Raw genomic sequence first — 26330 nt, forward strand, 5'->3', positions numbered from 1 at the left:
TGAGGAACGGGCTCCTCGCCACAGGATGGAAGTTCCTACACCGTCCGTCCGCAGCAAGAGAGCCCGTTCATGCCCCACGTTAACGCACCCCTGACCCCGACCGGCCGGCTGCGCATGGTCCTGCGCCACCTCGACGACGGGATCCCCAAGGCCCACGTGGCCACCGAGTTCCGCGTCAGCCGACCCACGGTGGCCACGTGGGTGGCCCGCTACCTCGAATCCGGCGAAGCTGGGTTGGCCGACCGGCCCTCGACTCCCCGGCGCAGCCCTCAGCGCACCCCGGCGGCCGTCGTGGAGCTCATCGAGTCCCTCCGGCGAGACCGGAAATGGTCCGCCCGACGCATCCACCGCCACCTGCTCGGTCTCGGCCATGAAATGCACCTGCGCACGGTCGGTCGCTGGCTGGCCCGCCTGGGCATCTCCCGGCTGCGCGACCTCACCCCGGCGGGGGACGACCTGCGACGCCCACCCCAGCGGATCCGTGCCGCCTGGCCCGGGCACATGGTCCACCTGGATGTGAAGAAGGTCGGGCGGATCCCCGACGGCGGCGGCTGGCGCGCCCACGGCCGCGGCAGTACGGCGGCGAAGGCGGCCAAGCGCGGACCCGGGGCGAAGGTCGGCTACACCTACCTGCACTCGGCCGTGGACGGCTTCTCGAGGCTGGCCTACACCGAGGCCCTGGCCGACGAGAAGGCGGTGACGACGATCGGGTTCTTCTGCCGGGCAAGAGCCTTCTTCTCCGCCCACGGGATCCAGAGGATCCACCGAGTCGTCACGGACAACGGCGCCAACTACAAGGCCCGCGACTTCACCCGGTGCGTGGAGGCCCTCGCCGGCCGGCACCAGCGCATCAAGCCCTATACGCCCCGGCACAACGGCAAGGTCGAGCGGTACAACCGACTGCTGGCCGACGAGGTCCTCTACGCCCGCCCCTATTCCAGTGAGCAGGACCGCCGGGACGCGATCGGGGTCTGGGTGAACCACTTCAACTACCATCGGCCCCACACCGCCTGCGGCGATCAGCCCCCGGCCTCACGCACCCCGGCCCGAGTCAATAACGTCACGCCCTCTTACAGCTAGTTGGTCTGGTGGGTGGTGCTGGGCAGGGAGTCGGTGCCCAAGGTCTTGAGTCGGTAGCTGGCGCCTTTGAGGGTGTGGACCTCGGCGTGGTGGACGATGCGGTCGATCATGGCCGCGGCGATGGTGACGTCGCCGAAGACCTCGCCCCAGCGGGCGAAGGGCAAGTTGCTGGTGAGGATCAGCGAGGCCTTCTCGTAGCGGGTCGAGACGAGCTGGAAGAAGAGGTTCGCGGCCTCTTGCTCGAAGGGCAGGTAGCCGACCTCGTCGATGATGATCAGCCGGTAGCGGCCCAGCTTGCGCAGCTCTGCGTCCAGGCGCCCGGTGTCGTGGGCGCCCTTGAGCCGGTGGATCCAGTCCACGGCGGTGGCGTAGAGCACCCGGTGGCCCTGCTGGCAGGCGGTGATGCCCAGGGCCGTGGCCAGGTGGGTCTTGCCGGTGCCTGGGGGCCCGAGGAGCACGATGTTGCCGGCCTCGGCCAGGTACCGGCCCGAGGCCATCGCGGCGTAGTCGGTGTGGGTGATCGCCGTCTGGGCAGTGAAGTCGAAGTCCTCGGCGGTCTTGATCGCGGGGAAGCCTGCGGCAGTGATCCGCAGCCGGGCCCCGGAGGCATTGCGGGCGGCGACCTCGCGCTCGAGGACGGCGGCCAGGTACTCCTCGTAGGACCAGTGCCCCGCACGGGCAGTGTCGGCGATGCGGGCGGCGGCCTCACGGATCCGTGGGGCCTTCAACGAGGCGGTGAGGTACTCCAGGGTCTTGGCCGTCTCGGCCGGTGTGGTGGCCATCAGGCGACCTCGATCCCGAACGCGCGGTCGTAGTCGGCCAGATCCCGCACCAGCGGATCCGCCTCGGCACCCGGGTGCGGGCGCTGCTGATAGGCCCGGCGCAGCACCGCAGCGGTAGCCACGTGCGCCGGATCGGTGACCGTGGTCGCTGACGCCCAGCAGCGCGCGTGCTCGGCCACGACCCGGCCCTGGTGACGCACGAGCACCCGATCCAGGTCAGCGGTGACCTCGACCATGGCCCCGATCACGGTCGGGTCCACGGAGTAGTCGTTGCCGGCGACCCGCACGTAGTAGTCCCGACCCAGCCGCACCCACCAGCGGTGCCCGATCGCCGGGGCGACCGGCGGCACAGGGAGCATCGCGGCCCGATCAGCGGCGATCAGCTCCGCCGGCCGGGCGGCGATGGCCCGCACCCGCCGGGTGTTGGCGGCCCTCAGCCACTGGCGCAGTTGGGCGTTGAAGTCGGCCGGGGAAGCGAAACTGCGCCCGGGCAGGAACGAGGTCTCGAGGTAGCCGTTGGCCCTCTCCACGATGCCCTTGGATTCCGGATCGTAGGGCTTGAGCTGCACCAGGGTCGCCGCCATCGTGCCCATGAACGCGACCACCCCCTCGGCCGGGCGGCCCCCGCGACCGATGCCGGACTCGTTGTCCCAGACCCACCGCCGCGGCACGCCCTGGATCTGCTCGACCACCAGATGCCACATCCCGGCCAGCAGATCACCGGTGGTGCGCGAGGGAATCATCACCGCGGTGACGAACCGCGAGGAGGAACAGACCATCACCAGCACCGGCGGTGATCCCTGCTGAGCGCCGCCCAGCGGGATCCGTGCCGGCGGGAACCACAGATCGCACTGGACCTGGTCCCCCGGCCGGTAGGACAACCGGTCCGCTGGATCCACCGGGGCGTACTCGCTGCGGATGGCTCGGAGATTGTCCCGGAACCAGGTGATGGACCCCGACCACCCCACCCGCTCGGCCAGCACCGTGGCCGGCATGGACGGGTGCTCGGCCAGCAGCGCCCGCACGGCCGGCTCGACATCGGTGAACGCGTTGGGCCCCGCAGACCTCTCGTAGCGCGGTGGCCGGGAGGCGGCCACGGCCTTGGCAACCGTGTTCCGCGAGATCCCCAGCCGCGAGGCGATCTGGGACTTCGGCACCCCCTCGGCATGCAGCCGACGGATCAACGCCCAATCTTCCACAGTGATCACACTCCAATCGTCGAGTGCTCACTTTTCGACCGTCGCATCTGCTCAGTATTCGTCCGGCGTCGACACCTTCGAACGTCGGGACCGCCGTGCCAGGAGGCCACGTCTGATCCTGCTTCAGCGCCCTTCCGCTTTACATATGGCCGGTTGGCGGTGGACCGTGCTGCGGTAGGGGTTGTCCTTGCGTACGGTGATCCGGACCACCCCTCTGCCCTTGCTGGCTGATCACGTTGCAGGAACCACCGGCACTGACCACGCCATCCGTTCGGGTCAGGACTCCGTATCTTGTCGGAGAACATGCCGACATGATGTGCCGCGGATCCGACAGGGCATGGCTTCGTGAGGCAAGCCTTGATTTCGATCGGTTCGTGGACGATCGTGTCGGCGTCAGGGAGCGATGGGGTGTTCCTTCGGAACTGCTCTGGTTCACCTCCGCCGAGTACTACATCGGCTCGGTGGTCATTCGTCACCGGCTGATCGAGGACGAGGGCGGTGAGCACATCGGCTATCACGTCGTCCATCCGTGGGAGCGTCAGGGGCACGCCACCCAGATGCTTCGGTCCGCCTTGGAGAAGTGCAAGGCACTCGGTATCGTCCGTGCCCTCTTGACCGTCGCTCCAGACGATCAGGCGTCCTTGACGGTCGTGCGCCGTAACGGCGGGGTGGCTGACGGAGTCAACCGCGAGGGCGAACTCCGTTTTTGGGTGGACACTTCCGCGTTGGCCCAACGACGACCGTTGAGGGATGGGGACCACACCACGGTTGGCTCGTCCCGTGTTCCGGTAGGGGTTCCTGGCGTGGGCAACGCGCGGTGGTGCCGCCCTCGGGCCTACCGCGGGGTAGCCAATAGGGCTGAGGTCCTGGGTGGTTGAGTCGGGCGAAGGTGGTCACAGGTCCTTGACCATGGCCATACGAGGCCAGCGGTCCAGTCCGTGTGCTGCTTCTGCGGCGCGCACGGCTTTGAGCTGGTCACCGAGTTCATCCGGTGCCAGCTCGCGCCATCCCTGGCGGGCGTAGAACGGGCCGTTCCAGGGGACATGACGGTAGGTGGTCAACGTCATCCGGTGTGCGCCCGAGGCGGTGGCCCAGCGCTGTGCCTGCTCCAGCAGGGCGCGACCGTGACCGAGGCGGCCGTGGGCAGGGTCCACACTGAGCTGCTCCACGTGCGGGGCGCCGTCGACAATGTGGAGGCGCAGGTGGCCCACCGGGTGATCTTCCTCGTCGGTGGACACCCAGATCCGGTCGTTGCGGCGTTCCTGCTCCAGCTCGAGGAGACCCGGTGGGGGATCCGCGGCCACGGCGTCCATGCCGACCTCCAGGAACAGCCGACCGGCCCGTACTTCGATTCCTTGGAGGAGAGCCAGTTCGTGGCTTCCCGGACGTCGAATCATGCGTCCATGATGACTTGAAGTGACCCCTGTCAGCTGGACGCCTGTCCCGCGCATCACGCATGCAGCCGTTTCGGTAGGGGTTTCTCTCTTGTGCGTCGTGGTTTCCTTGCAAGCTGGCCAGTAGCGTCGTGGGTGTGCGGAGAAGCGGAGGCGCCGAACTCCATGTCGAACAGGTCGACAGCCCTGCGGTGACCACGGCCGGTCAGATGGCTGTGCGCTCCATACCGGTAGTCCTGTTCGCGGTGGCCGGCCCTCCGCTGGTGGCAGTTGTCCTACCCGATAAAACGGGCGACGGATGGTGGCTCCTGGCCATCTTTGCGCTCTTCGCCCTGACCTGGCTGCTCCAGTACCTCGTGCAGTCGCCGCAGCCGCGGCCGGACAAGCGGGTCAGCCTGGAACGGTGGAAATGGGCGCTGTCCTCGGTCACCAAGAACAGGCAGGTGCCGGCCGATCCAGGGGTGCGGACCACCGCGGCGGCGGTCGCCTGCACCGAGGTACAGGCGTTCGTGGTGCTCATTTCCTTCGTCCTGGGGGTCGTGCTGGGCATACTCGTCCAGCCGGACGCTCCGTGCTCGAGCTTTCTCGGCGCCCCGACCGGCCTGACGCTGGTCTCAGCCTTCCGGCTCCGCCGAAGCCTGACCTACCTGAGGGTGCTGCACGCTCGTACGGGAATCGACGGGCAGCGGTCCCAACGTCAGTAGTTGAGGAAGCTGCACTGCATGAGGAGCCCCGCGGGGACTGCCGCAGTCTCGAGGACGGGCAAGATCCGCACCATTGCATGGGTGGTTGCCCACGCGAACTTCTGCGGGCCGTGGGGTGCGGTCCTCAGAGCCCGGGGCTCCCTCCAGGAGGAATCCGGCCGAGATCATGCCCCCGATAGGCGGCATCGCTTCCCGGGCGGCATAGCCGGTAGCACGCCCTTACCGACGACGGCGGACCTCATTGAGCCGATGAGCACCAAGAGGCAGTCAAGATCGGTCAGGCGCCAGACCTGCCGTTTCTAGGCGTTGTCCGGAGGAGCACCGGGGTCCTCGCCGCTCTTGCGCCGGCGTGCTTCGTCCCGTTCTCGTTCGCGTTCCTGCAGCAGCTCGTAGCGCTCCCGCTGGGCCTGGTAGCGGGCGGAGTTGGAGATCGCTTCATCGATCTGGGCCCGCCGAAACATCCGGATCCCGAGTACCAACATCAGTACCCCGAAGATCAGAACGCTTCCGCCCAGCCAGTATGGAGAGAGCGTGAACGCCTCGGCCGAGTTGAAGATGGACACGCTGCCGATCCCCACCAGCGCGCCGGCGACTCCGCGGCGCACCCCACCGGTCATGACCCCTCACCCCCTGTGCGCTCCACGCTACACAGCCATGTGCGTCCGGGAAGTACGAGGCTGCGGAAGGTGGTGTAGCCACTTCAGGGGAGGACCTCTCGGCCGATCTGCCCCTTCCCGGCCAGTCGGTGTCACCACCCGACGCGCAGCGCTGCCCGCTCGAGCCCGCCCAAGCTTACGAGCGGAATCCTCCCGGTGAGGCGGTAGGGGTTCGCCTGTCGTGTGGGGCAAAGTGTCGCAGGGAAGCACCCGCGCGTCGCCGCTGGGTGCGGTGGGTGTCGCTGGGAGACTCCGGAGCATGAGTGACGCGCGGAAACGGCTTGGTCCCGTCCTCCGACCGGGCGAACAGCTTCGCTGGGTGGGACACCCCGACCCGACGGTGCGCTTCGCGCCGGTTGATGTGTTCCTGGTGCCCTTCAGTCTGCTGTGGGGCGGTTTCGCGATCGTCTGGGAGTGGCAGGCCATCACCGCTAGCGAGTCGATCTTCTTTGCCCTGTGGGGGATCCCGTTCGTGCTGGTGGGCCTGTACTTCACCGTTGGCCGCTTCATCTACAAGAAGCACCGCAAGCTGCGCACGGTCTACGGACTCACGGATTCGCGAGCCATCGTGTCGACCAGTGAGCGGTCTTTCGATGACACCCCGGTCAAGGACGCACCCGTGCGCGTCAACCGTTCTCGCGACAACCGCCATGCCACCGTGGTGTTCGGGGGTGGTGGCCGTCAGGCCGCGTACCTCAACACCGGGATGGACTTCTTCGCCTTCGGCCAGGCCCAAGGCATCGGGTTCTTCGACGTGGCCGACCCGGAGGCGTTGCTGCGCGAGCTGGACCGGGTGCGCTGAACCCACGGCGCGCAAAGGGCGGTGCTCCCGCCGTGATGCACACTCGGTTCCTGGGCGAACTTCGGTGGCCGACGTATGCGAACTTCGGTGAACGGTGGACCGATGCTGTCCCCTTTACTGACGCACACCTTCCCTCCTGGGTGCCCATCATTGAGAGTGAGTAGGACAAACACAAGGACCGGCCGGGATGGTGCAGGCATGGCAGGGGGCGCGCTACGCCACACTGGACTGATCAAGACGCTAGGCGGGGCGTTGGTGATCGCCGCGGGGATCGTGCCGATCCTCGTGAACTTTCCGCATGTGAGCAGCGGCGCGGGCGAAGACCGGACGATGGCATGGACCGCGCTTGGATGCGGAGCAGCCGGCGTGCTGATGGGCCTATGGATTCTGCTGGCGCGCCGTGCGGCCGGCAAGCCGCTTGTGGTGACCCAACGGCAATGGCGCTATGGGGCCGCGCTCGTGATGACGCTGCTGTGTACGGGCTTGCTCGTAGCAGCGCTCAACACACCGCCACCGCAGGTCCTGACCGGTGTTCCGGCCTTGCTGGTCGCCAGCACTGTGCTGCAGCTCTTCGTGCCCGAAGGGTCGGAACAAGACAACGTGGTCGCGCTCAGCGACGCCCAGCGGCGAACCTGGCGCAGGGCGATCGCCCTGATGGCAGCATTCGGGTTCCTGGCCCTCTGTGGAGCTGTCGCCCTGGCTCTGTCGGGCAACGTCTTCGGAGCCGGCTTTGTCCTACCCTTCGCACTTTTGCTTCTTGTCTTCGCCGTCCTGATGAAACGGGAGTTCTCCCGTCGCCAGAATAGAACGCCGCAGCGAGGCTAGAGGCCGTCCCGGGGAACTGCTGAAGAAGAGCCGATTCCGTGACCCGCCACGTCGCACAGAGGGTTCCCGGCTGGACATGGTGCCGCCGAAGTTCGTGCCCCCCTGATGTGCGCCAAGACTTCCCGTCGCGCCGGCCCTAGCTTGGAAGAATGGACCAGCATGCCAGTGCAGCAGGGGTGAACGCCCCGCTGAGCGCGGACACCTTGGTCCCTACAGCCGGTCAAGTCATCGTTCGCGCACTTCCGGCCTGCGCTGTGGCGGGACTGTCCTCTGCTCGTTCATCCGGCCTGAGCTCTCCTGGTGGGATTGGGGCGCCATCGGCTGGCGGTCGTCTCCGCCTTCTCCCTACGGGGAGCCTGGGCCTATTTGAAGGGACTTCATGCGGATGCTCAAGCCCGCTAACGGCCTGGCGGTGAGAGTCACCTGGCGGACCGGATCCGCAGAACCTCTGTCGACCCATGTGTAGCACTACTCGCATCTGGCGGAATACTTACCCGGAAGAGAGTGATGTGAAACGACCTGAGTCACTTCGGTGGTGGGGGATTCTTGTTACCGTGATCGGTGGTTCGATTGCTCTCGTGACGTTTCTGTTCATTGAATGGACCAATCGGTACAACTATCCAGGGGTCATGCTTTACCGTGCGTTCCTCCTTACGGCTTCGGGTCTAGTCGCTGTGGGAAGAATGATCACTCTTATCGTTGATGGCATATTTCGCCTCACCGGACGCGAATTTTAGCTTTCTCTGGGTGGCGGCGTCCTATGGGAGAAGGGTGCGGTTGAGGTTCCTGATGGCCGGCCGGACAGAGCAGGTGCGATGGAGTGGAGACAGATGGACACTCTGTCCCCTCAACTGCTGCGTGTCTGGAAGGCTGAAAACAAGCCGTTCTGACTGAGGCTCGTGCTGCACTGAAGCAATCGTGCTGCTGTGATGCACCACCGAAGACTTGGGATGGCTGGAGGGCATAACCCATGAAATTGGTTTATGTGCCATGGGTGGGCTTACTGCTGGCCGGCATCGTTCTCCTCTTGGTCAGTGACAGCACCTCAGATGTGGTGATCGGTGGTGTGATGGCCCTATGCGGACTCGCAGGTTGGGTGACTACGGCGAAGCGATACCGCGCAGGGCGGGGGAAGAACGACCCCTCCTGACTTCTCTGCAGGTGCGTCCGGTGCTCAGGACTGGTTCATGCCATACCACGTTGCATCCGGGGTTCCTTTGTAAACGGCGTTCGCCGGGGCCCGGAGATGACTTGGCCACCCGTTCCCATGGTGTTCCTCAGGGGCAAGGAGCCCCAGTAGTGGGGACGTGCGCCGCATCCCACTCGGCATGTGCTTTAGCACATGATGGGGGAGGGGGGTGGGCCCGGTTTGCTGTTCAGGGGGTTCTACGGCTCCGGGCAGTGCCCGTTCGTGTTCCCGCACGGCCCTCTTGCCAGCCCGTCGGCGCCTCGAAGGAGTTCCCGGATATGACCAGCCCACCACAGGGTCCGGGCGACCCTGGTCACCCGTACGAGCCCGCCCGCAGTACCCCGCCCCACTACACCTCGGAAGGACAACCGGAGGGAACGGGGCGCGTCTCCGGGCATCGGCGTGGTGCCGCGCCGGCGCCGCCGCAGCTCAAACGGTTGCTGGGTCTGACCGTGGCCTCAGGTGTCCTCTATACGGCCCTTGGGGTGGTGGTCACGGTCATGTACGCCACGATGGACTTCGCCGCGATGTACCAGCGGATGGGCATGCCGGCCGAGGACGCCGGCCAGATCGGCACCATGTTCGAGCAGATGCGCGGGGTCTCGATCGCCTCCGGGGTGATGGCGGTGGCGGTGCTGGTGGGGCTCTACGTCATGGAGTACGTGTTCTTGTCCAAGGGCGCGAACTGGGCGCGGATCCTGGGCATCGTACTGGCCGTCCTGAGCGCGGTGACCTTCTTCGCCAACCTCTTCGGATTCTGGCTCTACGGGCAGTGGGCGATCGTGCTGATCACCATCGGGGTCGCCTTCGTCGCGGTCAATATCGCCTGGGTGGTGTCCGCCTTCCGGGCCCCGCTGCGTGACTGGTTTGCTGCCCAGCGCTACACCCGCTGACACCGGCCCAGCCGTCGACGGCCCTCGCGACACCGGCAGAGACGACGCCAGTCCTCTGATGCCGCCGCGACTCGGGCCGCGCACGATCCGCCTCCACTTCTTGCGACCATGACAGGAGCAACCATGGCAGTCGAGACACGACCCGCCACCGGCACGCCCGGCCCATGGTTCCGCACCCTGTGTGGAGCCATCACCTTCGGTTCGAGCCTGGTGTGCGTCTTCTCGTCCCTGCCGTACCCGACCACCACCTCCGGCAGCGAACAGCTGACCATCTGGGGCTTCTTCCTGTGGGGGGCCGGTCTGGCCGTCGGTGGGGCGTGGCTGATCCGCGGCCGGTCCAAGGGCCAGGACCTCGTCCTGGTGAGGGACCGGAAACGTCTGCTGACCGTCGCGGCCATGACGGTGCTGGTCGTGGGTCTGGCGGTCTTCTTCGCGACCCTGCCCGCCGGGGAGGACAGTACCTTTGATGCGTCCCTGGGATACCGGACGATGTTCGCCAATCTCTTCGCGTCCCTGCCGTTGCTGCTCTTCGACCGCCAGGAGCATCCGGAGCGCACCGCGCCGCTGCCGCAGGACGCCGTCGGCCGGGGCAAGGTGAAGCGGCGGATCTGGTTGCTGGTTCTCGCCGGGGTGGTGGCCTGGCCGGCCGGGCTGGTCCTGGGGGAGCTGGTGCACCCGTGGTTCGAGGAGATCCTGCCCCAGCTGGGCACCGGGCTGCTGGCCGGGGCCGCCGTGCTGGGCTACCGGCTGCGGAAGTCCCGGTCCCCGGGGACCGGCCCTGAAGCGTCCCCCAGCCGGTAGGACGTGAACCCGGCTATGGCTGCGGTGAGCCCACGACCCGGGGGAGGGGGAGCCCATGTTCGTGGCACCGGGCACCGATGAGGGTCCGGCCCCGAAGAAGGACCGCAAGTGGCTGTGGGGGCTGGGCGCGTGGCTGTTCTGGTCCCTCGTCGCCGACGAGGTGGTCGAGGCCGCACTGGACTGGCTGGTGGCCACCGGCGGGTACGGGTTCTCCAACGCCATCATCGGGCTGCTCACCCTGGGCGGGTGCTTCATCGGCGTGCAGCGGCTGCACGTGAAGCACCGGCGCCTGGAGACCGAGGGCGACCCCGACCCGCTGCCGGCCCCCTACGACTACGAGACCCAGGCCCAGGCCGGAGTGTTCCTGGGCTGGGCCTTCGGAATCATCACCTGGGCCGCCACCGTCGCGTGGCTGGCCTTCGTCGGGGTCGGCGCGGCGCTGACGTTCTGGCCGATCCTGGGCACGACGATCCTGTGGGCCGGGCGGATGGAGATGGCCCACGCCCGCGTGATGGACGCCCACCGCGGCCACCCGCCGGCACCAGCCGACCAGGACTGAGCGAGGAAGGACAACGATGCCCCCGATCCCTCGAGCTCCCTGACCACCGGAACCACCTGACGGCCCCAAACCCCGTGGGCCGGCCCGTGTGCCGGGGGCGGTGTGAGTCCTGGTCGGCGTCGCGGCCTTTCCGCTGGACGTCGAGTTCGGCGGCCGGTTCACCGGGTGGCTGCGCGACGACGGGGTGCCCGCCCTGCTGGCCGCCGGAGGGTACTGGCTGTCCAACGCGGTCTTCGGCGCCGTGACGATCGCCGGTGGCGCTCTGGCCCTGTGGCAAGCATCCCACCAGGACTGGGCCGGGATCGTGCTCGGCCCACTGGCCGCTCTGCTCGTGCTCCTCGAGGGGTGGATGAACAGCCGACACTTCAGGGCCATGGACACCCGGCAGAACTCCGGGGAGTAGAACGCAACGGGTACGCCGACCACGACACTGAACCACTGGAGCCGGATGGCAATCCAGTGCGCTGTCCGAAGACGCTGTGCGAGGTCTGAGCAGCGAGAACCGACCAGAGCCCCGATCGGCGCTACTTCGCATATGGCCCGTCAGCGGCGGACTGCGCTTCGGCTGAGGTGCCCACATGGCATGTCAGAGGGGGGTGTGGGGTGCGGCGGCCTTGGTGCCTGTCTCGCGTACGGCCTTGCGTTGCCTGGCGTGGTCGATGAAGGTGATGACGGGTCCGGCGGTGACCCCGTGGATCACGATGGAGGCGACGATCACCAGTCCCACGATCCGCCACAGGGCCTGGTCCTCTGCGGCGAACTCGCCCTTGGACAGGGCATAGGCGAGGTAGTAGACGGAGCCGATGCCGCGGACGCCGAAGAAGGCGATCACGGCGCGCTCCCACGGGCCGGTGCGGCCCCGGGCCAGGGCCACCCACCCGGCCAGCGGGCGGATGAGGAGCAGGAAGGCCGCAGCCGCCGCGACCTCGGTCCAGGACAGGCCGGCGAGCAGGCCCCGGGCGACGGCCCCGCCCAGGAGCACGAGCACCACCACGGTGAGGAGTCGCTCGAGCTGCTCGATGTAGCTGTGCAGCACCCCGTGGTACCCGTGGGTCCGCTCACCGGCCCGGATGGTCACCGCGCACACGAACACGGCGATGAACCCATAGCCTTCGATCATCTCGGTGATGCCGTAGGTGAGGAAGGTCGCGGCCAGGGCGACGAAGCCCTCCGAGTGGGAGGCCATGCGGATGCTCTCGACCGGGGAGCGGAAGAAGATCCGGCCCAGTAGCTTGCCCACGAGGTATCCGGCGAGGCAGCCGATCGCGATCCGCCAGACGACGTCCACGGCGGTGAAGTGCGGCAACCATGCCGCCGGGGCGGTTCCCACGACGCTGAGGGCGATGGCGAGGTAGACGAAGGGGAAGGCGAGCCCGTCGTTGAGCCCGGCCTCGGAGGTCAGGCCGAAGCGCACCTCGTCCTCGCCGTCGAGGTCCTCCTGGGCCTCCGAGGGCGCTGCGACCTGCACCTCGGAGGCCAGGACCGGGTCGGTGGGGGCCAGGGCCGCGGCCACGAGCACGGCGGCGGCCAGACTCAGCCCCAGCACCGATAGACCCAGCAGGGTCACGGCGAGCAGGCACAGTGGCATCGCGATGCCCAGCAGACGCCAGGTGGTGGCCCAGCGTTTGAATCCGATCGGGCGGTCCAGGGCCAGGCCCGCGCCCATCAGGGAGACGATCACGCAGATCTCGCTCAGGTGCAGGGTGATCTCGCCGTGGGCCACCGGGTCCGGACTCGGCAGACCCTCCGCCAGGGAGAAGATCACCACACCTGCTCCGAGGAACACCATGGGCATCGACACCGGAGCGCGCATCAACAACCGGGGGAGCAGCGCGGCGGCGAACACCGCCAAGCCCGCGGCCGCGAAGATCAGACTCGGTGCTTCGAACACCTCAACCTCGTTCCCGCAGCGACGCAGCACTGCACCTGGGGCTATTCCTGCGGCCGCAACCGTGCTCACCGGGCCGAGGACCTTATCCTTCGCACGCGCACCACCGGAGAACACCTTCCAGCTGAAGGAGGCCCTGTCGGGGAAGCGCCGTGAAGCCGCTTCGGACGTGGGCCTTCTCGCGGCGGGTACCACGGAAGTACGAGAACCTATTAAGCAAGCTGATGATTCGATCAGTCAACTGTCAGCCCTGTTGATCGTCCCCCGGCGGTGGTGCGCACGCCCCCGGCAGCGAGCATTCACCCCGTAGCCACCCGAAGTCGGGAAAGGCACCCTCACCACCGGGGGCATCATCGCCCTGGTCAGCACTGCCCTGGTCCCGCTGCTGGGAACCGTACTGGGCGGCATCGCCGGGATGCGCTTCCATCGCGAGCTCGACCAGGCCGGGATCAACCATCAGGCGGGCACGGGCGGCTGAGCCGTACTTTGGTCGAGCAGCGGTGTCGTCCCGTACTGGTTCTTTCGGTGCGGGACGACACCATGTCCGGCATCAGGAACAGCAAGGGCGCTCAAGGTGGTGGCCTGGAGGATGAAGCGAGGGTGGCTGCCTGCTCAGCCACGCTCGTGACCCCAGAAGGAAGCACCGGTGGGGCGCTGAGGCACACCACGATCGTTTTCCGGACTATCCGGCCCGGCACCGTAGCGGTGCGTGCACCACAAAGGGGGTCCCGAGGGACAGTAACCAGGAGGCCGGGGAGTCCGCGGGCGTGATGGCTGGTGGCTCAACCGCTGGGCTGGAGGAGCTGCCCCGGCCCGGCGGACACCGGTGCGGCGGCCAGGGGAGGAGCCGGCAGGACGTCACCGCCCAGATGCTGCGGGGTACTGGCGGTCACCCAGGCCAGGAGCTCATCGTTGTGGGCGGCCACCGCGGCCACCGCCCGGGCCCCGGGCACTGCCTACGACCCGGTCCTGACCGACCGGGCCGCGGCGGCCGGGATCCGGGTGCACACCGTGGGACTGGGCAGCTCCGTCGACGACGCGCTGCTCGGGGAGATCGCCGGAGGCACCGGCCCCACCTACTACCAGGTCGACCAGGCGGACGGGCTGTCCGGGATCTTCGAGAACATCGAGGACGAAGTCAACCTCAAGGACAGCGACGGCGACGGAATCACCGACCGGCACGAGACGGAAGGCTTCCGCGACGGCACCGAGTTTCACCCTCCGCACGACCACGGGACTGCTGCAACTTCCATGACCTCCAGCCTGCGGCGTTGCAGTAGAGGTTCGCTGGGATCACTGACTGGGCGCGACGCGCCGGGCCATGGCGTCCGCACTACCATGACCGCCATGGGCGTGATGACCATCGGTGACTTCTCGCGCGCCACCCGGCTGAGCGCGAAGGCGCTGCGGTTCTATCACGAGTCCGGTCTGCTCACACCTTCGACTGTGGACCCGCACAATGGCTACCGCCGCTACACGCCCGACCAGGTGGCTGACGCCCAGGTCATTCGCTCACTCCGGGCCCTCGACGCGCCGCTCGACCTCATCCGCGAGGTCATGGCCACCACTGATGTCACCGAGCGCTCGGCCCTGCTCCGCTCCCACCTGCGTGAGATGGAGACGCGGCTCGCCGCGACGCGGTCGGCGGTGCGCACGCTCCGGGGCCTGCTCGACCCCGGCCCCGTGTCCCTCGAGGTCGTCCACCGCAGCATCCCGCCGATGCACGCCGTCGCAGTCCACGCGACGATCAACCGCGACGTGCTCGGGGTGTGGTTCCGCCGCTCTGTCGACCTGCTCACCGGGCTCGTCGCATCAGGTGACGTGGCCGTGGCCGGGCCGTACGGCGGGGTGTGGTCCACGGAGCTGTTCCTCGACGGACGCGGCGCGGCGACGCTGTACGCCCCGGTCGAGGAGAGCGTGGCGTCGTTGCCGCCGGCCGTGTCCACGGTCCGGCTCCCCGCGGTGGAGCTCGCTGTCGCGACGAGCGAGGGTCCGGACGAGGAGGTCGCACGGGTGTACGGCGTGCTCGGCGAGTACGTGGCCCGCCGCGAGCTCGGCGTGCAGGCCCCGTCCCGGGAGGCGTACCTGGAGGGCTTCCCGGGCATTGACGAGTGGACGAGGACGGAGATCGGCTGGCCGGTATTCCGCGTCTCCCGGTAGCCGGACCGCGGGGCTTGACCTTCCCCCTGGGGGAAGGCGGACCGTGGTGGCATCCGCAACCCGAGGAGTGGAGACCGATGACTACCGGCACCGACCCATACCGGCCCGAGCTGCTGCCCGAGCCCGTCAGCCAGTACCTGCACGACCAGCTGCTCACCCACGACGTCGCGGCACGCGCTGCGACTTTCACCGCCGACGCACGCGTCGTCGACGAGGACACCGAGTACCGGGGCACGGAGGAGATCCGCCGCTGGCTGGCCACCGCGGCGAGCCAGTGCGCCTATACGACCACATACGTCGGCCAGGTCGCGCGCGGGCACGGCAGCTGGACCGTGCTGGCCCACCTCGAGGGCGACTTTCCCGGCGGGGTCGCCGACCTCCGCCTCCGCTTCCGCGTCGGCAGTGACGGCATCGAGGACCTCGTCATCGCGCCTTGACCCGGATCCACCATGCCGGCGGTCCGTGGGCCGCTACCCCAGGAGAGGAACACCCATGACCACCACCACCTCGTCGTCGAGCTCGGCTCCGACGGTCGTCCTCGTCCATGGCGCCTTCGCCGAGTCCGCCAGCTGGAACGGCGTCATCACCGAGCTGCACGCACGCGGCCACCGGGTGCTGGCCGTCGCCAACCCGCTGCGGGGCCTGGGGGAAGACGCCGCCTGTCTGCGCAGCATCATCGACACCATCCCCGGGCCGGTCGTCGTCGCCGGCCACTCCTACGGCGGCTCGGTGATGAGCGAGGCCGCCGACGACGCCCCCGGCGTCACCGCCCTGGTCTACATCGCCTCCTTCCAACTGGAACCGGGCGAGAGCACCGCCGAACTCGCCGGCCGATTCCCTGGCGGCGAGCTCGGCGGTGCTCTCGAGCCGCATCCCCTGCCGGGAGGTCGGGAGATCAGCGACCTGTACATACGGCCAGAGCTGTTCCGGGAGGTCTTCGCGGCCGACGTCGACCCGACGACCGCGGCGCAGATGGCCGCAACCCAGCGGCCCATCGTGGCGTCCGCGCTGGAGGACCGGGCGACGAAGGCAGCGTGGCAGACCATTCCTTCGTGGTCGCTCGTCACGATGCAGGACCTGGCGATCCCGGTTCGGAGCATGCGGTTCATGTCCGAACGGGCCGGGCGCCAGCCCGTCTCGGACAGCAGCTGGGGATCCACCCGGGTCGAGCTCCCGGGCACGGTGGAACGCTCCCTCCAGCGTGCCCGGTCGCGAGCGTGGTCAGAGGTCGGTGCTCACCGCACTTCCGGTGTCGTCGACGGCGTGAACCGGCAGCTGGTGAAGATCTGGAGACCGAGGTGGCGGCGGCCCTCGTCCCACTCGCCGACCTGCTCAGCCAGCACTGCCGCGACCAGGTGGATGATCGCTCCACGGGAGGGGAAGATCCCCACCGCGTCGGTGTGGCGGCGGACCTGGTGGAGCCTCTCGGCGGGGTTGTTCGATGAAATCCGTGCCCGCACGTCCTTCGCGGAGGTGGTGACAGGCACACGTTCGGCTGAAAACGCCTCAACGACCTACTCGGAGTTCGGGTGTGTGAATCCTCGACGCTCCAGACGTCCCTCGGGATCCATGAGGCCCGCGGCGAGGTGTCGAGGCGAAGCCATGGCACGGCAACGCGAAGACGGAGGAGCCTCGCGGCCATCGGCCGGGACCGCGTGAGGTCCGAGAAGAGCAGGGGAAATCCTCGCTACCTGTCATATGGCCGGCTACCGGCCGCTGACTCCAGCGCGACGACATCTGTGTCGGGTGGGAAGGCGCCGGACGGGCTCATCACGGGGGAGTGTGTGCGCGTCAAGGGCAAGCAGGGCCCTGGCGTTCATGATCTGGTTCGACCCACGGCCCTTCCTCGCGAGAACCCGTGCAGCATCAGCGCCACTCCGCTGAGCAGTGACACCGCGGCGGTGAGGACGAGGAGTGCCCTCAGCCCGAGACCAGGAATGACCGCACCGGCGATGGCCGGTGCTGCGACCGAGCTGATGGCCCCCACGACGAGGCAGGCCGTGAACGCCGCGACTGCGCGGTCGGGCACCAGCTCGGCGGTCCAGACCGCGAGCACCGCCGATCCTGTCATGTACCCGACACCGAAGATGCACGCCCAGGCCATGGTCGCGGTCAGGGAGTCGCTGGCCAGCCCGAGCAGCGACAGCGCCGCGGAGACCGTGACCAGGCTCAGCGCGGCGACCCGCAGGCTACCCATGCTTTGCGCGAGGGCCCCGGTCGCCACGCCGACCATGCCGGTGAGACCGATGGCCGCATACAGGGCCGGGACGGCCGTCGCCGGAAGGGCGCCGCTGTCGAGGGCATCGGCGGCGTAGGTGAAGTAGATGACGACGACCGCGAAGTAGACCACGGAGTAGGCGGCTGGGACCCGCAGCGCCGCCACCAGCGAGGAGGCACCGCCCTGTGCGTTCGACCGCGGGGCCGGCCTGGTGCGTGGCACCAGACGGAGGTTCACGAGGGCGGCGGTCACCGCGGCCAGAGCGATGCCGGCCCAGACCAGGCGCCAGGAGCCCAGCGCGGACAGGACGGCCAGGCCGCCCAGCAGCAGGCCGGCCAGGTAGCCCGCGAACGTGGCGCTGGAGACCAGGTCGACCATCAGTTCGGAGAGCCCCAGGTTCTCCCGGATACCGGGCAGCGTCAGGCCGTACGCGTACCGGGCCATGCCGAAGGCGACCCCGACCACCGCCGCTCCGGCCAGCCCGATCCGGGTGCCTGCGGTGAGTGTCATGAATGCCTCCTGGTGGGGTGTGTGTTGGTGCTGCTGTCGGCCGCAGCGGAATCGGCCTCACGGGGCGTTCGACCGGACCGCTCATCGATGCACTGGGGCGGAGGGACCGGAGAACCGCTCGTGCCGTCCCCTGTCCAGAGCCCCGCCCTGCAGAACGCCCTTTACGCTAATTCAAAACGCTCGTTCTGGAAGGATGGTCCCTACACTGGTGCGGTGACCACCGTCCAGCGACCTCCCGCGCGCCTCCGTCTGCTCCAGGCGGCCGACCGCGTGCTGTTCGACCGCGGCATCCGCACCACACCGGTTGACGAGCTGCTGCGCGAGGCCGAGGTCTCCGCGGCCACCTTGTACACGCACTTCGGCAGCAAGGACGCCCTGGTCGCCGAAACGCTGCGGGTCCGGCTGGCGGACTGGCAGGCGGTCTGGGACCAGCACATCGTGGCGGCCGGCGACGACATGGCCCGGCTGCTGGCGGTGTTCGACGCCCTGAACTCCTACCGGGGCGACCGGCGCCACCCGTCACGCTGGTGCGCCTTCCTGGCCGCGGCCACCGAGGTGCCCGACGCAACGGGCGAGATCGGCGAGGTCCTCGCCGCGGACACCGCGCTGCTCACCGATCGCCTCCTGCACCTTTCCCGCCCCCTCGCCGGGGCCCGTGCCCAGGACCTGGCCGACGAGGTGCTCGTGGCCTACGGCGGAGCCCTCGCCGCCTTCCTGCGCGGCTACCCCCAGTCGCCGATCGACGTCGGCCGCCGCCTGGCCCGCTCAGCAGCTCAAGCCCATTGCCGCAGCTGATCCGTTCATCGGACAGCCCCGTCCCAGCGGATGCGGGACCATCGCCAGCCTTGATGCGGGAGAAGCCCTTTCGCTCGCGCCTCACATCCGGCCGGATATCGGCCGACCGGGCTGGGGCAGAGGTTCGTCATTGAGCCGGACGATGCCTCTGGCAACGGCTTGGCCTGACTGGAGACCCGTCCGAACAAGCCGGATAGGGGAAATTGATGGCACGACAACTCTCCCGGATCCTGACGGCAGTAACGGTCCTGATATGTGGGGCTCTCTTGCTCGTTCGGATCCTTGACCAACTGATCGAGACGTGTCTGGGTCCGGTGTTCAGCTCACTCGCGTGGACTCTGGGAGTGCTGATCGCGATCCGCTTGTTGGTCAGCATGCGAGGCCTGCGATCGAAGACGCCGCTCCTTGCAGTGGAAATTCCCTCCGGTTCGTCCTTTCTCGTCGGCGTCAGGAATCTCCTTGCCTGCGGGTTGCGCCAGCCGCGATCGTCGCGACGGTAGCCTTTTGGATGGACCGGCGCATTGTCGAGCGACGTACCGCCTTTTCGAACATCACCTGCGGCAGGGCATCAATCCCCAGCTCCATGCCGCGCGTCCCGCAGCAACCGCTGGACACCCCATCTGTCCAGCACATCACGGAGGCTCCCGTCATGGGTTCTGACCCGCGGACCGTCAGGTTCGTTCCCGCGTCCCCTGCGCGGGACGACGGCTCCTTGGTCCTCTGGACGATCCTTGCCGCGGCGTGCGCATTGCTGACGCTCGTCATGACCGAGGTGCTGCTCATGGTGGAGTTGCGCACGGGCTGGCTGTGCACGAATCCGCCGGCGTCGGCAGGGCAACCTCTAGCGCCGGTCGGTTCCCTGGAGTCCTCGCTCCTGCCGCCCCGCGCGGTGTGCACCTACCCCGCACTTCAGGACTCCAGCATCACCGTGGGAGTCGATGTCTTTGCCGCCGGGACGGTGGCGTTCTGGGTGTCCTTGGCCGTGCTCACCGTGTGCGCGGTCATCGGCGTCCGGTTGCACCAGCGGAACTCAGCACGGGCATTGCAGTAGGGGTCGCTGCGCTGAGACGGAATGCAGGGGAAAGCTACCGGTGTCGGTGGCATGGTCCCACGCCGTGCTGCCACTCGGCCCACAGGCGGTCATGCTCGGGTCCGGTGACCACTGTTGCGTCGAAACGGGTCTCGAGGCCGGTTTGCGGATGGGCGCTGACGAAGTGCCCGCCCCGCAGCTCTTCTGCGGCAGGCCATTCGGGACCGTAGTCCTCCTCCAGGTATCCGTGCCTTCCGTCGAGCCAGTGCACCTGCGTCCACATCTGCTCCTGCTGGCACCAGAGGAAGGGGAACGATCGCATGGGCGTGACCCCGGTCGTCGCCCACCCCTTGGTCTTGCCGTTCAGCGACAGTTCCCACACTGCATCCCGGAACAGGTCCATCTGAGGGTCCTTCGGCCAGTTCGCTTCATCGAACCACTTGCCCAGCCATCTCATGGTCCAGTTCTAACAGCCCCGCGTGGGTGCTCAGCGATGACGTCCATGGAGCGGTCGGGGAGGGAGGCGGACCTGTCCCGAGCGGGCTCACCCGGGAATCCGTCGCGGGTAGCCGCCACACCGGCGCCAAGAGGCGCGGCGCAGCCAGCAGAAACTGTGCACCGAGGAAGATGCGGTGCCACTGCGGGCACTCCCGCCACAAACCGCATTGTCACAATCATGTTCATGTTCTTGCATTCGCGATTGTGAGCCAAATCATGGGTACGGTTCGAGGGTCATCACTGCTCACGAAAGTTGAGAGACCCATGAGAAAAAGTGTTGCCGGCGCCGCTCTGGTCGCTGCGGTCGGATGCTCTGCGCTGACCGCAGCCCCGGCCTCCGCCCTGTCGTTCCCGCTGTTCGAGAACTGTGACGCCGCCGCAGGCGCAGGCGTCTACAACATCCCCGTCGGGGACCCCCGCTACACCCCGGAGCTGGACTCGGACGCGGACGGGGTCGCCTGCGAGAACCCCGACTACGCCTACGTCCCGCTGCCCCCGGTCGGCGATGTCCCCACCGACCCGCAGATCGAGCAGATGCCGGTCGGCGGCGCGGACACCGGGGTGGCCATGGCCCCGGAGAAGCCCAATGCCGGTATCGCCGCCCTCGGCCTGGCCGGACTCGGCGCCGCCGGTGGCGTGCTTCTCGCCCGCCGCCGGAACGTGCGCGCCTGACGCGCCCTGAGCTGAACGGCCTCCGCATCCTGGTCGGTGCGGGGGCCGTTCAACTGTCCTGAGCAGTCCGGGCCTTTGTGGGGCCGTCTCCCTGCAGCGCGTGACGGGCAGATCCGCCGGTCCGCTGAGTGGGAGGCAGGAGAACAACCACGGCCACGGTGAGCTCCTCGTGCGAGAGGTCAGCACCGGGCAGGTCGATGCCCTCGGCGGTGTCGGCGTCCTCCAGGTCGATGGACGGCGCCTGGGTGGCCGTACTGGTGCGAGCCCGGATCGCCTCCCTCAGCCCTCGCAGTCCGTGCAGTAGAGCAGGCCGCTGTGCCGGCGGGCGAGCTGGGAGCGGTGGTGGACCAGGAAGCAGGAGGCGCAGGTGAACTCGTCGGCCTGCTGCGGCACCACGGCCACGGTGAGCTCCTCGTGCGAGAGGTCAGCACCGGGCAGGTCGATGCCCTCGGCGGTGTCGGCGTCCTCCAGGTCGATGGACGGCGCCTGGGTGGCCGTACTGGTGCGAGCCCGGATCGCCTCCAGGGACTCGTTGGCCGGCTCGTCCTCGGGTCGGGTGCGCGGGGTGTCGTAATCGGTGGCCATGCGTGGAAGCATGCTCCTTCACAAGGAATCAGCGGGGAGTGGACACCGACCAGAACTCCTTGAACACCCCCGGTATTCCGCACCAGTTGGCCCCCGAGCCGGTGCGGAAAGGGGACGCGGCGGACAGGCTCAGGACGCAGTACTTCGCACCAGAGCGATCGGCGGCGAGCCGTGCTGCGGTAGAAGCTCCTCCTGTGAGGACAGCTGACCCGCATGCACGTCCGAGGCGGATCGTGGGGTGCACGCGGTTGGGTGCGCATCTCCAAGGAGCTCGGGCATCACGGCCGTTGCAGGAGAGGACATGACGACCGAGGAACCCGTCACCGTCGACGCCCCCTTGCACGGGCCCTGGGGCCGGATCCAGGCGTGGTTGCGGACCGGCCCGCCGGGGGCCGACCTGTCCGCGGTGGTCGATGATCAGGGCAGAGCCGGTTGGCCGGGGCTAAGCGAAGGGCTGCCCACGGGCGGAATACTGGAGGCGTTCCACGATCTGCGCACGTTCGGCTATGACGGCGCCGACCGGGACACTGGTGACTGGTCGGTGCGCTGGGTGGCGGAGTCGGCGCGCACCGAACTGGTGCAGCCAACGGGAGAGGTGGGCACCGAACTGGTGCAGCCAACGGGGGAGGTGGGCACCCCGTCGACGGTGTGCCGGATCGTGCTGGGCCTGCCCGGGTTCACGTTGCCTCCGGCCGCCGACGTCGTGGGGGGACCGGAGGAGCGCTTCGAGACCGCCCAGGCCCTCGAGGAATCCCTCCAGCGCGCGTGGCTGGCCCAGCGCACCGGCTCCGTCGAGGGCCATCCGATCCCGCTCAGTCACGTCTACGGGCACGGCCAGCACGGGGAAATCCATGCCCGGGCACTGCTGGAGAAGGTACTGCCACTGACCAGACCCGGGGATGAGCACGGCCTCGTCCTGGACCTGGAGAGCTGGACCACCCTGGCCGGGTGGTTCGGTGACGCCGGCAGCCTGGAGGTCTGGATGCGCGGCTCCGATCTCCCCTCCCGACGTTCCGACCGCGCGTGGTGCCTCGTCCGCACCGAGTGGGCCGCATCCCCGACCGGCGGGCTGTACGTCCGTCGGTGCACCCGGCTCGGCATTGCAGCAGGGGTTGGTCCACCAGGCGCTGCGGGTTCGGTCGTCGTCTCGCGGGGTGAGCGACTCCGGTGGGGAGGAGCCCGTCGACGCCGCGGCGGTACGCGTTCCCGCGTCGCAACGCCTGAACCAGCACCCTGGAGATCACATGGGATCGCTGAAGCGCCGCTGCGTTTCCGGGGCGCGGGTGGGCTTCCCCGGGGCCGGTCTCGGGGTGTGCTCTACTCGGGGGCATGAGCAGAACGGCGCTTCCTGATATGCCTGAGGCGTCCGACTTCCGTGCCCTGGCTGCCAGCTCGCCCTGGCGGTTCACCACGGTGCACTTCACCCACCGGCGGCAGGGCCACGGTGGGGCCACCGCCGAGGGCGGGCCGGTGGAGGCCTGGCTCGACCGGGCCCGGCACCGGGTGGTCGTGCGCACCGCTGAGGGGGTCGACGTTGCCGAGGGTGCGCCCGACGGCGGGGCCGGGAGCAGGACGGACGCTGAGCTGTTCCCGCCCCCGGCCGGGACGATGCTGCGCCCGGACGGGGTGGCCGCCCAGCGGCCGGAGGACCGGCACCTCGACCACGGCGACCCGATGTGGCGGGACTACCGGTGGACGGCGATGCTCGACCCGGTGGAGCTGTGCCAGGGCGTAGATATCGACGACGTCACCGCGACCGTGCTGAGGGGTCGGGCGACCTGGGCGGCGACCTGCCGGCCGCTGGCCGGGCGGGGCGAGGACTGGTCGGGCGGCTACGTCCCGCGGTGCGGGTGCTGCCCGTTGCTGGACAGCCCGGCGGCCCGCACTTACGAATACGGGCCTGAGGACCCGACCCTGACCGGTGACCTGGCCACGGTGTACCGGGTGCACCTGGACGTGGGCACCGGCATCGTCGTGGACCTCACCCCGCTGGACGGCACCGAGGGCGCCAGCCTCACCAACGAGATCCACGCCGTCGACGAGTCTCTCGACCCACCGCTGTGATCCAGCGGGGGTTGGCTCCTGGTTTGGGCCTGCGTCGTCGGCTCAGGTCAGGGCGGGTGCCGGATCGGTGCGCGGTGGCACTGGGCCAGCAACGTCCAGCACGGCCGCTTCGTAGTCGCCGCCGAAGCCGACCTGGGTGAGGTCCTTGAGCTTGACCTGGACCAGGTGCTGCTCCCAGCGGCACTGGGGCGTGATGGGCAGCAGCCACAGGGACTTCCTGGTCCATTCGATCGGTGCGCCGATGAGCACCGTCCCGGGGCGCTTGGTCTCCCGGGAGATGGACACGACCTCGGCTGCGGCCGCCCCGGCAGTGATGATCGAGCGCAGATCGGACAGCTCGAGATCGACGGCGGGCCGCGCCGGGGGCCAGGGCCGGCGGCGCTGCAGGAAGGGCAGGAACCGGGTTTCCGGCACCACGTCCACGAGGTCTTTCACCCGAAGGATCTGGTAGCCGTTGAGGTAGGCCCCCTCGCGCAGGCCTGCCAGCAGCACCCAGTCCTCGGAGAGCTCGAGTGCAACGCCCTGCAGGACTTCCTCGGGTTCGACCGCACGCCGCAGCTGCACCGGGGTGCTGGTCTCCAGGGACTCGCGCAGGGTCGCGAGCAGCTTCTTCCGGGACTGCTTCTTCTGGGCCACGGCACATTGTGACACCACCCCTCCAGTACCCGGGCTCGACACGGCGTCCACTACTGAGGCGCTGGTGGAGCTGGCGATCGAGCATGGTCTGGTCCTGGAGGGCACCGAGGCCGACCGGTGGAACCTGGACGGGCTGGAGCAGCTGCTGGAGCTGCCGGCCTCCGAGGAGATCTGCACCCGGATCTTGCACGCGTGAAATCTCTACGGCGACATCGCCCGCAGCCTCGGGGCCACGCTCGAGGATGACGGCGAGAAGGCCCAGCGGTGCTACGACAAGCTGTTCTACGGCAACACCCTCCCCTCCATCACTCCGGTGGGGGAGCACTACCGGCCGTTCTTCACCGCCGCGGAGCAGCAGCTGATCGGCGGCATTCCCGCCCGTGGACGCGCCGTTCTGGCCACCCGTCTTTGACCCCTCGGCGTGCTGGCCGGGCCCCGCGAGATTCCGCTGGGCATCTCGTTGTCCATCGGCTGCTTTCCGCGCGTGGAACGGCGCAGGAGCGGCTCTCTGTACCAGGCGCCGGGAGATGTGTCGTGGGGGCCTTCTCGCGGCACCGATGTCCTCCTGGGGACCGCCGGTCGGCGGTCCCCAGGACGAGGCACAGATCAGGGGCGGTGGCGCTGGAGCCGGAGCATCCGTACGGCCACCGCGGCCGGCACCGCGATCCCGGCCGCCAGCAGACCCGCGACCAGGGCGGCACCGGGGTGCTCATGGTGGGCCGTTGCGGCGGTTTGCATGTTCAGGCCCGGATTCATGCCCATCGGCGCGGCCTGCTCCGGTGCGGTCACCACGGGGGCAACCGGCACTGCGGCCGGGACCGGTGCTGCGACCGGCGCCGGGGTGGGCGCGGTGACAACGGGGACAGGAGCAGCCGGAGCGACAGGAGCCGGAACCGCCACGGGGGTGGTGATCGGGGTGCCGGTCCCGGCTGCGTCGCAGGCGGCGAGGAACTGCTGGAACAGCGCCAGGATCCGCTCGGCCGTCGCCTCGTCCAGGGTCAGCATGCTCAGCTGCACGTCCAGGGCATCGGTGGCGTCGAAGAGAGCCTGTTCGGCGGCGAGGATCTCCGGGGTGTCCAGGGCCGCCTCGATCGCGGTCTCCAGGTCGGCGATACGAGCCTCGGCGGCCGCGATGGCCTCCGGGTCCTCGGCGGTCTCGGCTGCTTCCAGCTCGACCCAGGCGGCCTCCAGCTGCACCTCCAGCTCCCCGGCGGCGGCATCCGTCAGGGCGAAGAACTGCTCCTCGGCCACGACCACGGCCTCGGCTGCCTGTTCGAGCTGGGAGACCGAGACAGCGGTGATCCCGGCCCCGGCCAGGGCCGACGTGAACTGTCCCGAAGCCCGCAGGCAGGCGGCGTCGTCGGGTGCGGCCACGGCAGCCGGGGCGCCCAGCACCAGTCCCCCTACCAGCAGCGTGGCGGAGGACCCTGTGGCCATCCATCTCTTGACGGTCGTGTTCATCGTGGCCATGCCCTGTCTCTCCTGCTCTTCCAAGGTGGCCCGGGGACGGTCCCCGGGGTGCACCAGCGCGCGAACCCGCACCTGGGCCGGGTCGCAGCGAAGCGGGGGAGCAGGCGAAGTCGCTGGCCCTCCGTCGTGCAGGCGAGCACAAGCTCGGGGGAGCCGGTACCGCGAGCGAAGAGCTGCTGCGAGCTCACCGTACGGCCCAGTAGTAGTCGTTGGCAATCGTTAATACTTGGCGTGTCCCGTGTCGGGAGCCGGAGTTGCCGGAACATGCAGAGAGGTGAGTCTGAGCCGTGCTGTCCGCCCGCCGTTTCGGCTGCGGTCGTCGTCTCATGCGGTGAGTGACGCCGGTGTGGTGCGGTCCTGATGCGACGATCGGGGTCCGGTCCGGTGTGATCGAGCGGTACTCCAGCAAGATGCGCATGCCCCAGGTCTTGACGTTGCCCGGGCTGTCGAACTCAGCGCCGGTCGGGGACAGTCTCGTTCGCCGCGGCCGCCGGATCGTGTGGGAAGCGTCATCGACCACCCGCACGACCCGTTCCATCGGCAGGTCCAGGGTCAGGGAGGCTTCGCTGTGTGCGCCCCGGGTAGTGAGCCCGTAGGCGCCATCCCGGGCCCGTGTTGTTCTGCGCGCGAGGAGCACCGCCAGGAGCAGGATCGCCACGGGGATGGCCGCCAGCATCGCCACGACCGCCCAGGGGCAGCCGGCCCAGATGCTCACGGCGACCAGGATGAAAGCGCCTGGTATCTCCAGCAGCAGCGCCTTCCAGGGGATGGCTGGTCTGGAGTTCGCCGGTTCGGTCATCGTCCCGCCTCTATCGGGTAGGCTTCCACGCTGCTCAGACACGTGCGCGCGGACACGATCGGCGGGCGGGCCTGAAGGTCGTCACTGCGAATGCGCGTGCCGGACAAGGCGCTGATTCGGC

At 68.7% G+C, this 26330-nt stretch carries 29 protein-coding genes and 2 pseudogenes; 18 read left to right on the forward strand and 13 right to left on the reverse strand.

Features of this window, described 5'->3' with window-relative positions; translation table 11 throughout:
* Positions 1-69: 69 nt before the first annotated feature.
* The gene (locus AYX06_RS01690; RefSeq protein ID WP_062733841.1) at positions 70-1080 is read left to right on the forward strand and encodes an IS481 family transposase; all 1011 of its coding nucleotides are present in this window, start codon (positions 70-72) and stop codon (positions 1078-1080) included.
* Here the strand turns inward: AYX06_RS01690 and istB are convergent.
* Both istB and istA read right to left on the reverse strand, forming a co-directional pair.
* A complete protein-coding gene (gene istB, locus AYX06_RS01695; RefSeq protein ID WP_047802659.1) occupies positions 1077-1862 on the reverse strand; it encodes an IS21-like element helper ATPase IstB in 786 nt (261 codons plus the stop codon). The two genes, AYX06_RS01690 and istB, sit on opposite strands and share 4 nt — an antisense overlap.
* Positions 1862-3070 carry an IS21 family transposase gene (gene istA, locus AYX06_RS01700; protein ID WP_084271390.1) on the reverse strand — a complete coding sequence of 403 codons (1209 nt, stop codon included), beginning with the start codon at positions 3068-3070 and terminating at the stop codon, positions 1862-1864. The genes istB and istA overlap by 1 nt, the downstream gene beginning before the upstream one ends.
* A 365-nt stretch (positions 3071-3435) precedes the next feature.
* Between istA and AYX06_RS01705 the strand changes: the two genes are divergently transcribed.
* Positions 3436-3939, forward strand: coding sequence for a GNAT family N-acetyltransferase (locus tag AYX06_RS01705; protein WP_198161409.1), 504 nt, complete (start codon positions 3436-3438; stop codon positions 3937-3939).
* A gap of 15 nt (positions 3940-3954) precedes the next feature.
* On the opposite strand, the gene AYX06_RS01710 is transcribed toward AYX06_RS01705, so the two are convergent.
* The gene (locus tag AYX06_RS01710; RefSeq protein WP_062733844.1) at positions 3955-4458 is read right to left on the reverse strand and encodes a GNAT family N-acetyltransferase; all 504 of its coding nucleotides are present in this window, start codon (positions 4456-4458) and stop codon (positions 3955-3957) included.
* 188 nt (positions 4459-4646) lie between these two features.
* On the opposite strand from AYX06_RS01710, the gene AYX06_RS01715 reads away from it, so the two are divergent.
* Positions 4647-5159: a hypothetical protein gene (locus AYX06_RS01715; RefSeq protein ID WP_062733847.1), complete on the forward strand. Its 513-nt coding sequence runs from the start codon at positions 4647-4649 to the stop codon at positions 5157-5159.
* A 299-nt stretch (positions 5160-5458) separates the two neighbouring features.
* On the opposite strand, the gene AYX06_RS01720 is transcribed toward AYX06_RS01715, so the two are convergent.
* The gene (locus tag AYX06_RS01720) at positions 5459-5722 is read right to left on the reverse strand and encodes a hypothetical protein (RefSeq protein WP_157093442.1); all 264 of its coding nucleotides are present in this window, start codon (positions 5720-5722) and stop codon (positions 5459-5461) included.
* A 352-nt stretch (positions 5723-6074) separates the two neighbouring features.
* Between AYX06_RS01720 and AYX06_RS01725 the strand changes: the two genes are divergently transcribed.
* The 6 genes from AYX06_RS01725 (at position 6075) to AYX06_RS01750 (ending at position 11287) form a co-directional block, all read left to right on the forward strand.
* The gene (locus tag AYX06_RS01725; protein ID WP_147017821.1) at positions 6075-6617 is read left to right on the forward strand and encodes a hypothetical protein; all 543 of its coding nucleotides are present in this window, start codon (positions 6075-6077) and stop codon (positions 6615-6617) included.
* 252 nt (positions 6618-6869) lie between these two features.
* Entirely contained in the window at positions 6870-7442 is a 573-nt protein-coding gene (locus tag AYX06_RS01730; protein WP_147017823.1) for a hypothetical protein, read from the forward strand.
* Positions 7443-9083: 1641 nt separating this feature from the next.
* Positions 9084-9524, forward strand: coding sequence for a hypothetical protein (locus AYX06_RS01735; RefSeq protein ID WP_147017825.1), 441 nt, complete (start codon positions 9084-9086; stop codon positions 9522-9524).
* A 123-nt stretch (positions 9525-9647) separates the two neighbouring features.
* Positions 9648-10325, forward strand: a complete 678-nt coding sequence (locus AYX06_RS01740) for a hypothetical protein (protein ID WP_062733861.1) — start codon at positions 9648-9650, stop codon at positions 10323-10325.
* Between the two features lie 55 nt (positions 10326-10380).
* Positions 10381-10884 carry a hypothetical protein gene (locus AYX06_RS01745; RefSeq protein WP_062733864.1) on the forward strand — a complete coding sequence of 168 codons (504 nt, stop codon included), beginning with the start codon at positions 10381-10383 and terminating at the stop codon, positions 10882-10884.
* Positions 10885-11068: 184 nt separating this feature from the next.
* The gene (locus AYX06_RS01750) at positions 11069-11287 is read left to right on the forward strand and encodes a hypothetical protein (RefSeq protein WP_062733866.1); all 219 of its coding nucleotides are present in this window, start codon (positions 11069-11071) and stop codon (positions 11285-11287) included.
* A 183-nt stretch (positions 11288-11470) separates the two neighbouring features.
* On the opposite strand, the gene AYX06_RS01755 is transcribed toward AYX06_RS01750, so the two are convergent.
* On the reverse strand, positions 11471-12775 hold the full coding sequence (locus AYX06_RS01755) for a cation:proton antiporter (protein ID WP_062733868.1): 1305 nt from the start codon (positions 12773-12775) through the stop codon (positions 11471-11473).
* Positions 12776-13684: 909 nt separating this feature from the next.
* Between AYX06_RS01755 and AYX06_RS01760 the strand changes: the two genes are divergently transcribed.
* The 3 genes and pseudogenes from AYX06_RS01760 to AYX06_RS20355 form a co-directional block, all read left to right on the forward strand.
* Positions 13685-14932, forward strand: a complete 1248-nt coding sequence (locus AYX06_RS01760) for a MerR family transcriptional regulator (RefSeq protein WP_062733870.1) — start codon at positions 13685-13687, stop codon at positions 14930-14932.
* A gap of 77 nt (positions 14933-15009) precedes the next feature.
* On the forward strand, positions 15010-15369 hold the full coding sequence (locus AYX06_RS01765; RefSeq protein WP_084271391.1) for a nuclear transport factor 2 family protein: 360 nt from the start codon (positions 15010-15012) through the stop codon (positions 15367-15369).
* Positions 15370-15424: 55 nt separating this feature from the next.
* Positions 15425-16039, forward strand: a pseudogene (locus tag AYX06_RS20355) (alpha/beta hydrolase); the annotation flags it as partial.
* A gap of 128 nt (positions 16040-16167) precedes the next feature.
* Here the strand turns inward: AYX06_RS20355 and AYX06_RS20360 are convergent.
* Together AYX06_RS20360 and AYX06_RS01775 are read right to left on the reverse strand one after the other, a co-directional pair.
* Positions 16168-16410 (reverse strand): annotated as a pseudogene (locus tag AYX06_RS20360) (transposase); the annotation flags it as partial.
* Positions 16411-16748: 338 nt separating this feature from the next.
* A complete protein-coding gene (locus tag AYX06_RS01775; protein WP_062733873.1) occupies positions 16749-17660 on the reverse strand; it encodes an MFS transporter in 912 nt (303 codons plus the stop codon).
* Between the two features lie 213 nt (positions 17661-17873).
* Here AYX06_RS01775 and AYX06_RS01780 point away from each other — a divergent pair, with 213 nt between their 5' ends.
* On the forward strand, positions 17874-18455 hold the full coding sequence (locus AYX06_RS01780) for a TetR/AcrR family transcriptional regulator (RefSeq protein WP_062733875.1): 582 nt from the start codon (positions 17874-17876) through the stop codon (positions 18453-18455).
* Between the two features lie 712 nt (positions 18456-19167).
* The gene (locus AYX06_RS01785; RefSeq protein ID WP_198161411.1) at positions 19168-19506 is read left to right on the forward strand and encodes a hypothetical protein; all 339 of its coding nucleotides are present in this window, start codon (positions 19168-19170) and stop codon (positions 19504-19506) included.
* Between the two features lie 34 nt (positions 19507-19540).
* On the opposite strand, the gene AYX06_RS01790 is transcribed toward AYX06_RS01785, so the two are convergent.
* Positions 19541-19942, reverse strand: a complete 402-nt coding sequence (locus tag AYX06_RS01790) for a hypothetical protein (protein ID WP_147017827.1) — start codon at positions 19940-19942, stop codon at positions 19541-19543.
* A gap of 305 nt (positions 19943-20247) precedes the next feature.
* On the opposite strand from AYX06_RS01790, the gene AYX06_RS19085 reads away from it, so the two are divergent.
* Positions 20248-20655 (forward strand): excalibur calcium-binding domain-containing protein, encoded by a 408-nt coding sequence (locus AYX06_RS19085; protein WP_084271392.1) that lies wholly within the window; start codon positions 20248-20250, stop codon positions 20653-20655.
* A gap of 49 nt (positions 20656-20704) precedes the next feature.
* Here the strand turns inward: AYX06_RS19085 and AYX06_RS20910 are convergent, their stop codons facing one another.
* Together AYX06_RS20910 and AYX06_RS01800 are read right to left on the reverse strand one after the other, a co-directional pair.
* The gene (locus AYX06_RS20910; RefSeq protein ID WP_407927992.1) at positions 20705-21022 is read right to left on the reverse strand and encodes a DUF4193 family protein; all 318 of its coding nucleotides are present in this window, start codon (positions 21020-21022) and stop codon (positions 20705-20707) included.
* Positions 20935-21240 (reverse strand): DUF4193 domain-containing protein, encoded by a 306-nt coding sequence (locus tag AYX06_RS01800; protein ID WP_062733882.1) that lies wholly within the window; start codon positions 21238-21240, stop codon positions 20935-20937. The genes AYX06_RS20910 and AYX06_RS01800 overlap by 88 nt, the downstream gene beginning before the upstream one ends.
* A 301-nt stretch (positions 21241-21541) precedes the next feature.
* Here AYX06_RS01800 and AYX06_RS01805 point away from each other — a divergent pair, with 301 nt between their 5' ends.
* Together AYX06_RS01805 and AYX06_RS01810 are read left to right on the forward strand one after the other, a co-directional pair.
* Complete coding sequence (locus AYX06_RS01805; RefSeq protein ID WP_062733884.1) at positions 21542-22573, forward strand: YwqG family protein; 1032 nt, start codon at positions 21542-21544, stop codon at positions 22571-22573.
* Between the two features lie 20 nt (positions 22574-22593).
* Entirely contained in the window at positions 22594-23304 is a 711-nt protein-coding gene (locus AYX06_RS01810) for a hypothetical protein (RefSeq protein WP_062733886.1), read from the forward strand.
* 42 nt (positions 23305-23346) lie between these two features.
* On the opposite strand, the gene AYX06_RS01815 is transcribed toward AYX06_RS01810, so the two are convergent.
* Positions 23347-23940, reverse strand: a complete 594-nt coding sequence (locus AYX06_RS01815) for a hypothetical protein (protein ID WP_062733888.1) — start codon at positions 23938-23940, stop codon at positions 23347-23349.
* Positions 23941-24004: 64 nt separating this feature from the next.
* Between AYX06_RS01815 and AYX06_RS20700 the strand changes: the two genes are divergently transcribed.
* Positions 24005-24136, forward strand: a complete 132-nt coding sequence (locus AYX06_RS20700; protein ID WP_261775446.1) for a hypothetical protein — start codon at positions 24005-24007, stop codon at positions 24134-24136.
* 410 nt (positions 24137-24546) lie between these two features.
* Here AYX06_RS20700 and AYX06_RS01820 read toward each other — a convergent pair whose 3' ends face one another.
* Both AYX06_RS01820 and AYX06_RS01825 read right to left on the reverse strand, forming a co-directional pair.
* Positions 24547-25410 carry a hypothetical protein gene (locus AYX06_RS01820; RefSeq protein WP_062733890.1) on the reverse strand — a complete coding sequence of 288 codons (864 nt, stop codon included), beginning with the start codon at positions 25408-25410 and terminating at the stop codon, positions 24547-24549.
* A gap of 184 nt (positions 25411-25594) precedes the next feature.
* A complete protein-coding gene (locus AYX06_RS01825) occupies positions 25595-26209 on the reverse strand; it encodes a hypothetical protein (protein ID WP_062733893.1) in 615 nt (204 codons plus the stop codon).
* Positions 26210-26330 lie beyond the last annotated feature (121 nt).

The organism is Kocuria turfanensis, assembly GCF_001580365.1.
Classification (GTDB): domain Bacteria; phylum Actinomycetota; class Actinomycetes; order Actinomycetales; family Micrococcaceae; genus Kocuria; species Kocuria turfanensis.

Excerpts from the sequence above, each read along its gene's own strand:
- AYX06_RS01690 (WP_062733841.1), top strand. The coding sequence starts at position 70 with ATGCCCCACGTTAACGCACCCCTGACCCCGACCGGCCGGCTGCGCATG.
- istB (WP_047802659.1), bottom strand. The coding sequence starts at position 1,862 with ATGGCCACCACACCGGCCGAGACGGCCAAGACCCTGGAGTACCTCACC.
- AYX06_RS01710 (WP_062733844.1), bottom strand. The coding sequence starts at position 4,458 with ATGATTCGACGTCCGGGAAGCCACGAACTGGCTCTCCTCCAAGGAATC.
- AYX06_RS01725 (WP_147017821.1), top strand. The coding sequence starts at position 6,075 with ATGAGTGACGCGCGGAAACGGCTTGGTCCCGTCCTCCGACCGGGCGAA.
- AYX06_RS01740 (WP_062733861.1), top strand. The coding sequence starts at position 9,648 with ATGGCAGTCGAGACACGACCCGCCACCGGCACGCCCGGCCCATGGTTC.
- AYX06_RS01745 (WP_062733864.1), top strand. The coding sequence starts at position 10,381 with ATGTTCGTGGCACCGGGCACCGATGAGGGTCCGGCCCCGAAGAAGGAC.
- AYX06_RS01765 (WP_084271391.1), top strand. The coding sequence starts at position 15,010 with ATGACTACCGGCACCGACCCATACCGGCCCGAGCTGCTGCCCGAGCCC.
- AYX06_RS01775 (WP_062733873.1), bottom strand. The coding sequence starts at position 17,660 with ATGACACTCACCGCAGGCACCCGGATCGGGCTGGCCGGAGCGGCGGTG.
- AYX06_RS01790 (WP_147017827.1), bottom strand. The coding sequence starts at position 19,942 with ATGAGATGGCTGGGCAAGTGGTTCGATGAAGCGAACTGGCCGAAGGAC.
- AYX06_RS19085 (WP_084271392.1), top strand. The coding sequence starts at position 20,248 with ATGAGAAAAAGTGTTGCCGGCGCCGCTCTGGTCGCTGCGGTCGGATGC.
- AYX06_RS01800 (WP_062733882.1), bottom strand. The coding sequence starts at position 21,240 with ATGGCCACCGATTACGACACCCCGCGCACCCGACCCGAGGACGAGCCG.
- AYX06_RS01805 (WP_062733884.1), top strand. The coding sequence starts at position 21,542 with ATGACGACCGAGGAACCCGTCACCGTCGACGCCCCCTTGCACGGGCCC.
- AYX06_RS01810 (WP_062733886.1), top strand. The coding sequence starts at position 22,594 with ATGCCTGAGGCGTCCGACTTCCGTGCCCTGGCTGCCAGCTCGCCCTGG.
- AYX06_RS01820 (WP_062733890.1), bottom strand. The coding sequence starts at position 25,410 with ATGGCCACGATGAACACGACCGTCAAGAGATGGATGGCCACAGGGTCC.
- AYX06_RS01825 (WP_062733893.1), bottom strand. The coding sequence starts at position 26,209 with ATGACCGAACCGGCGAACTCCAGACCAGCCATCCCCTGGAAGGCGCTG.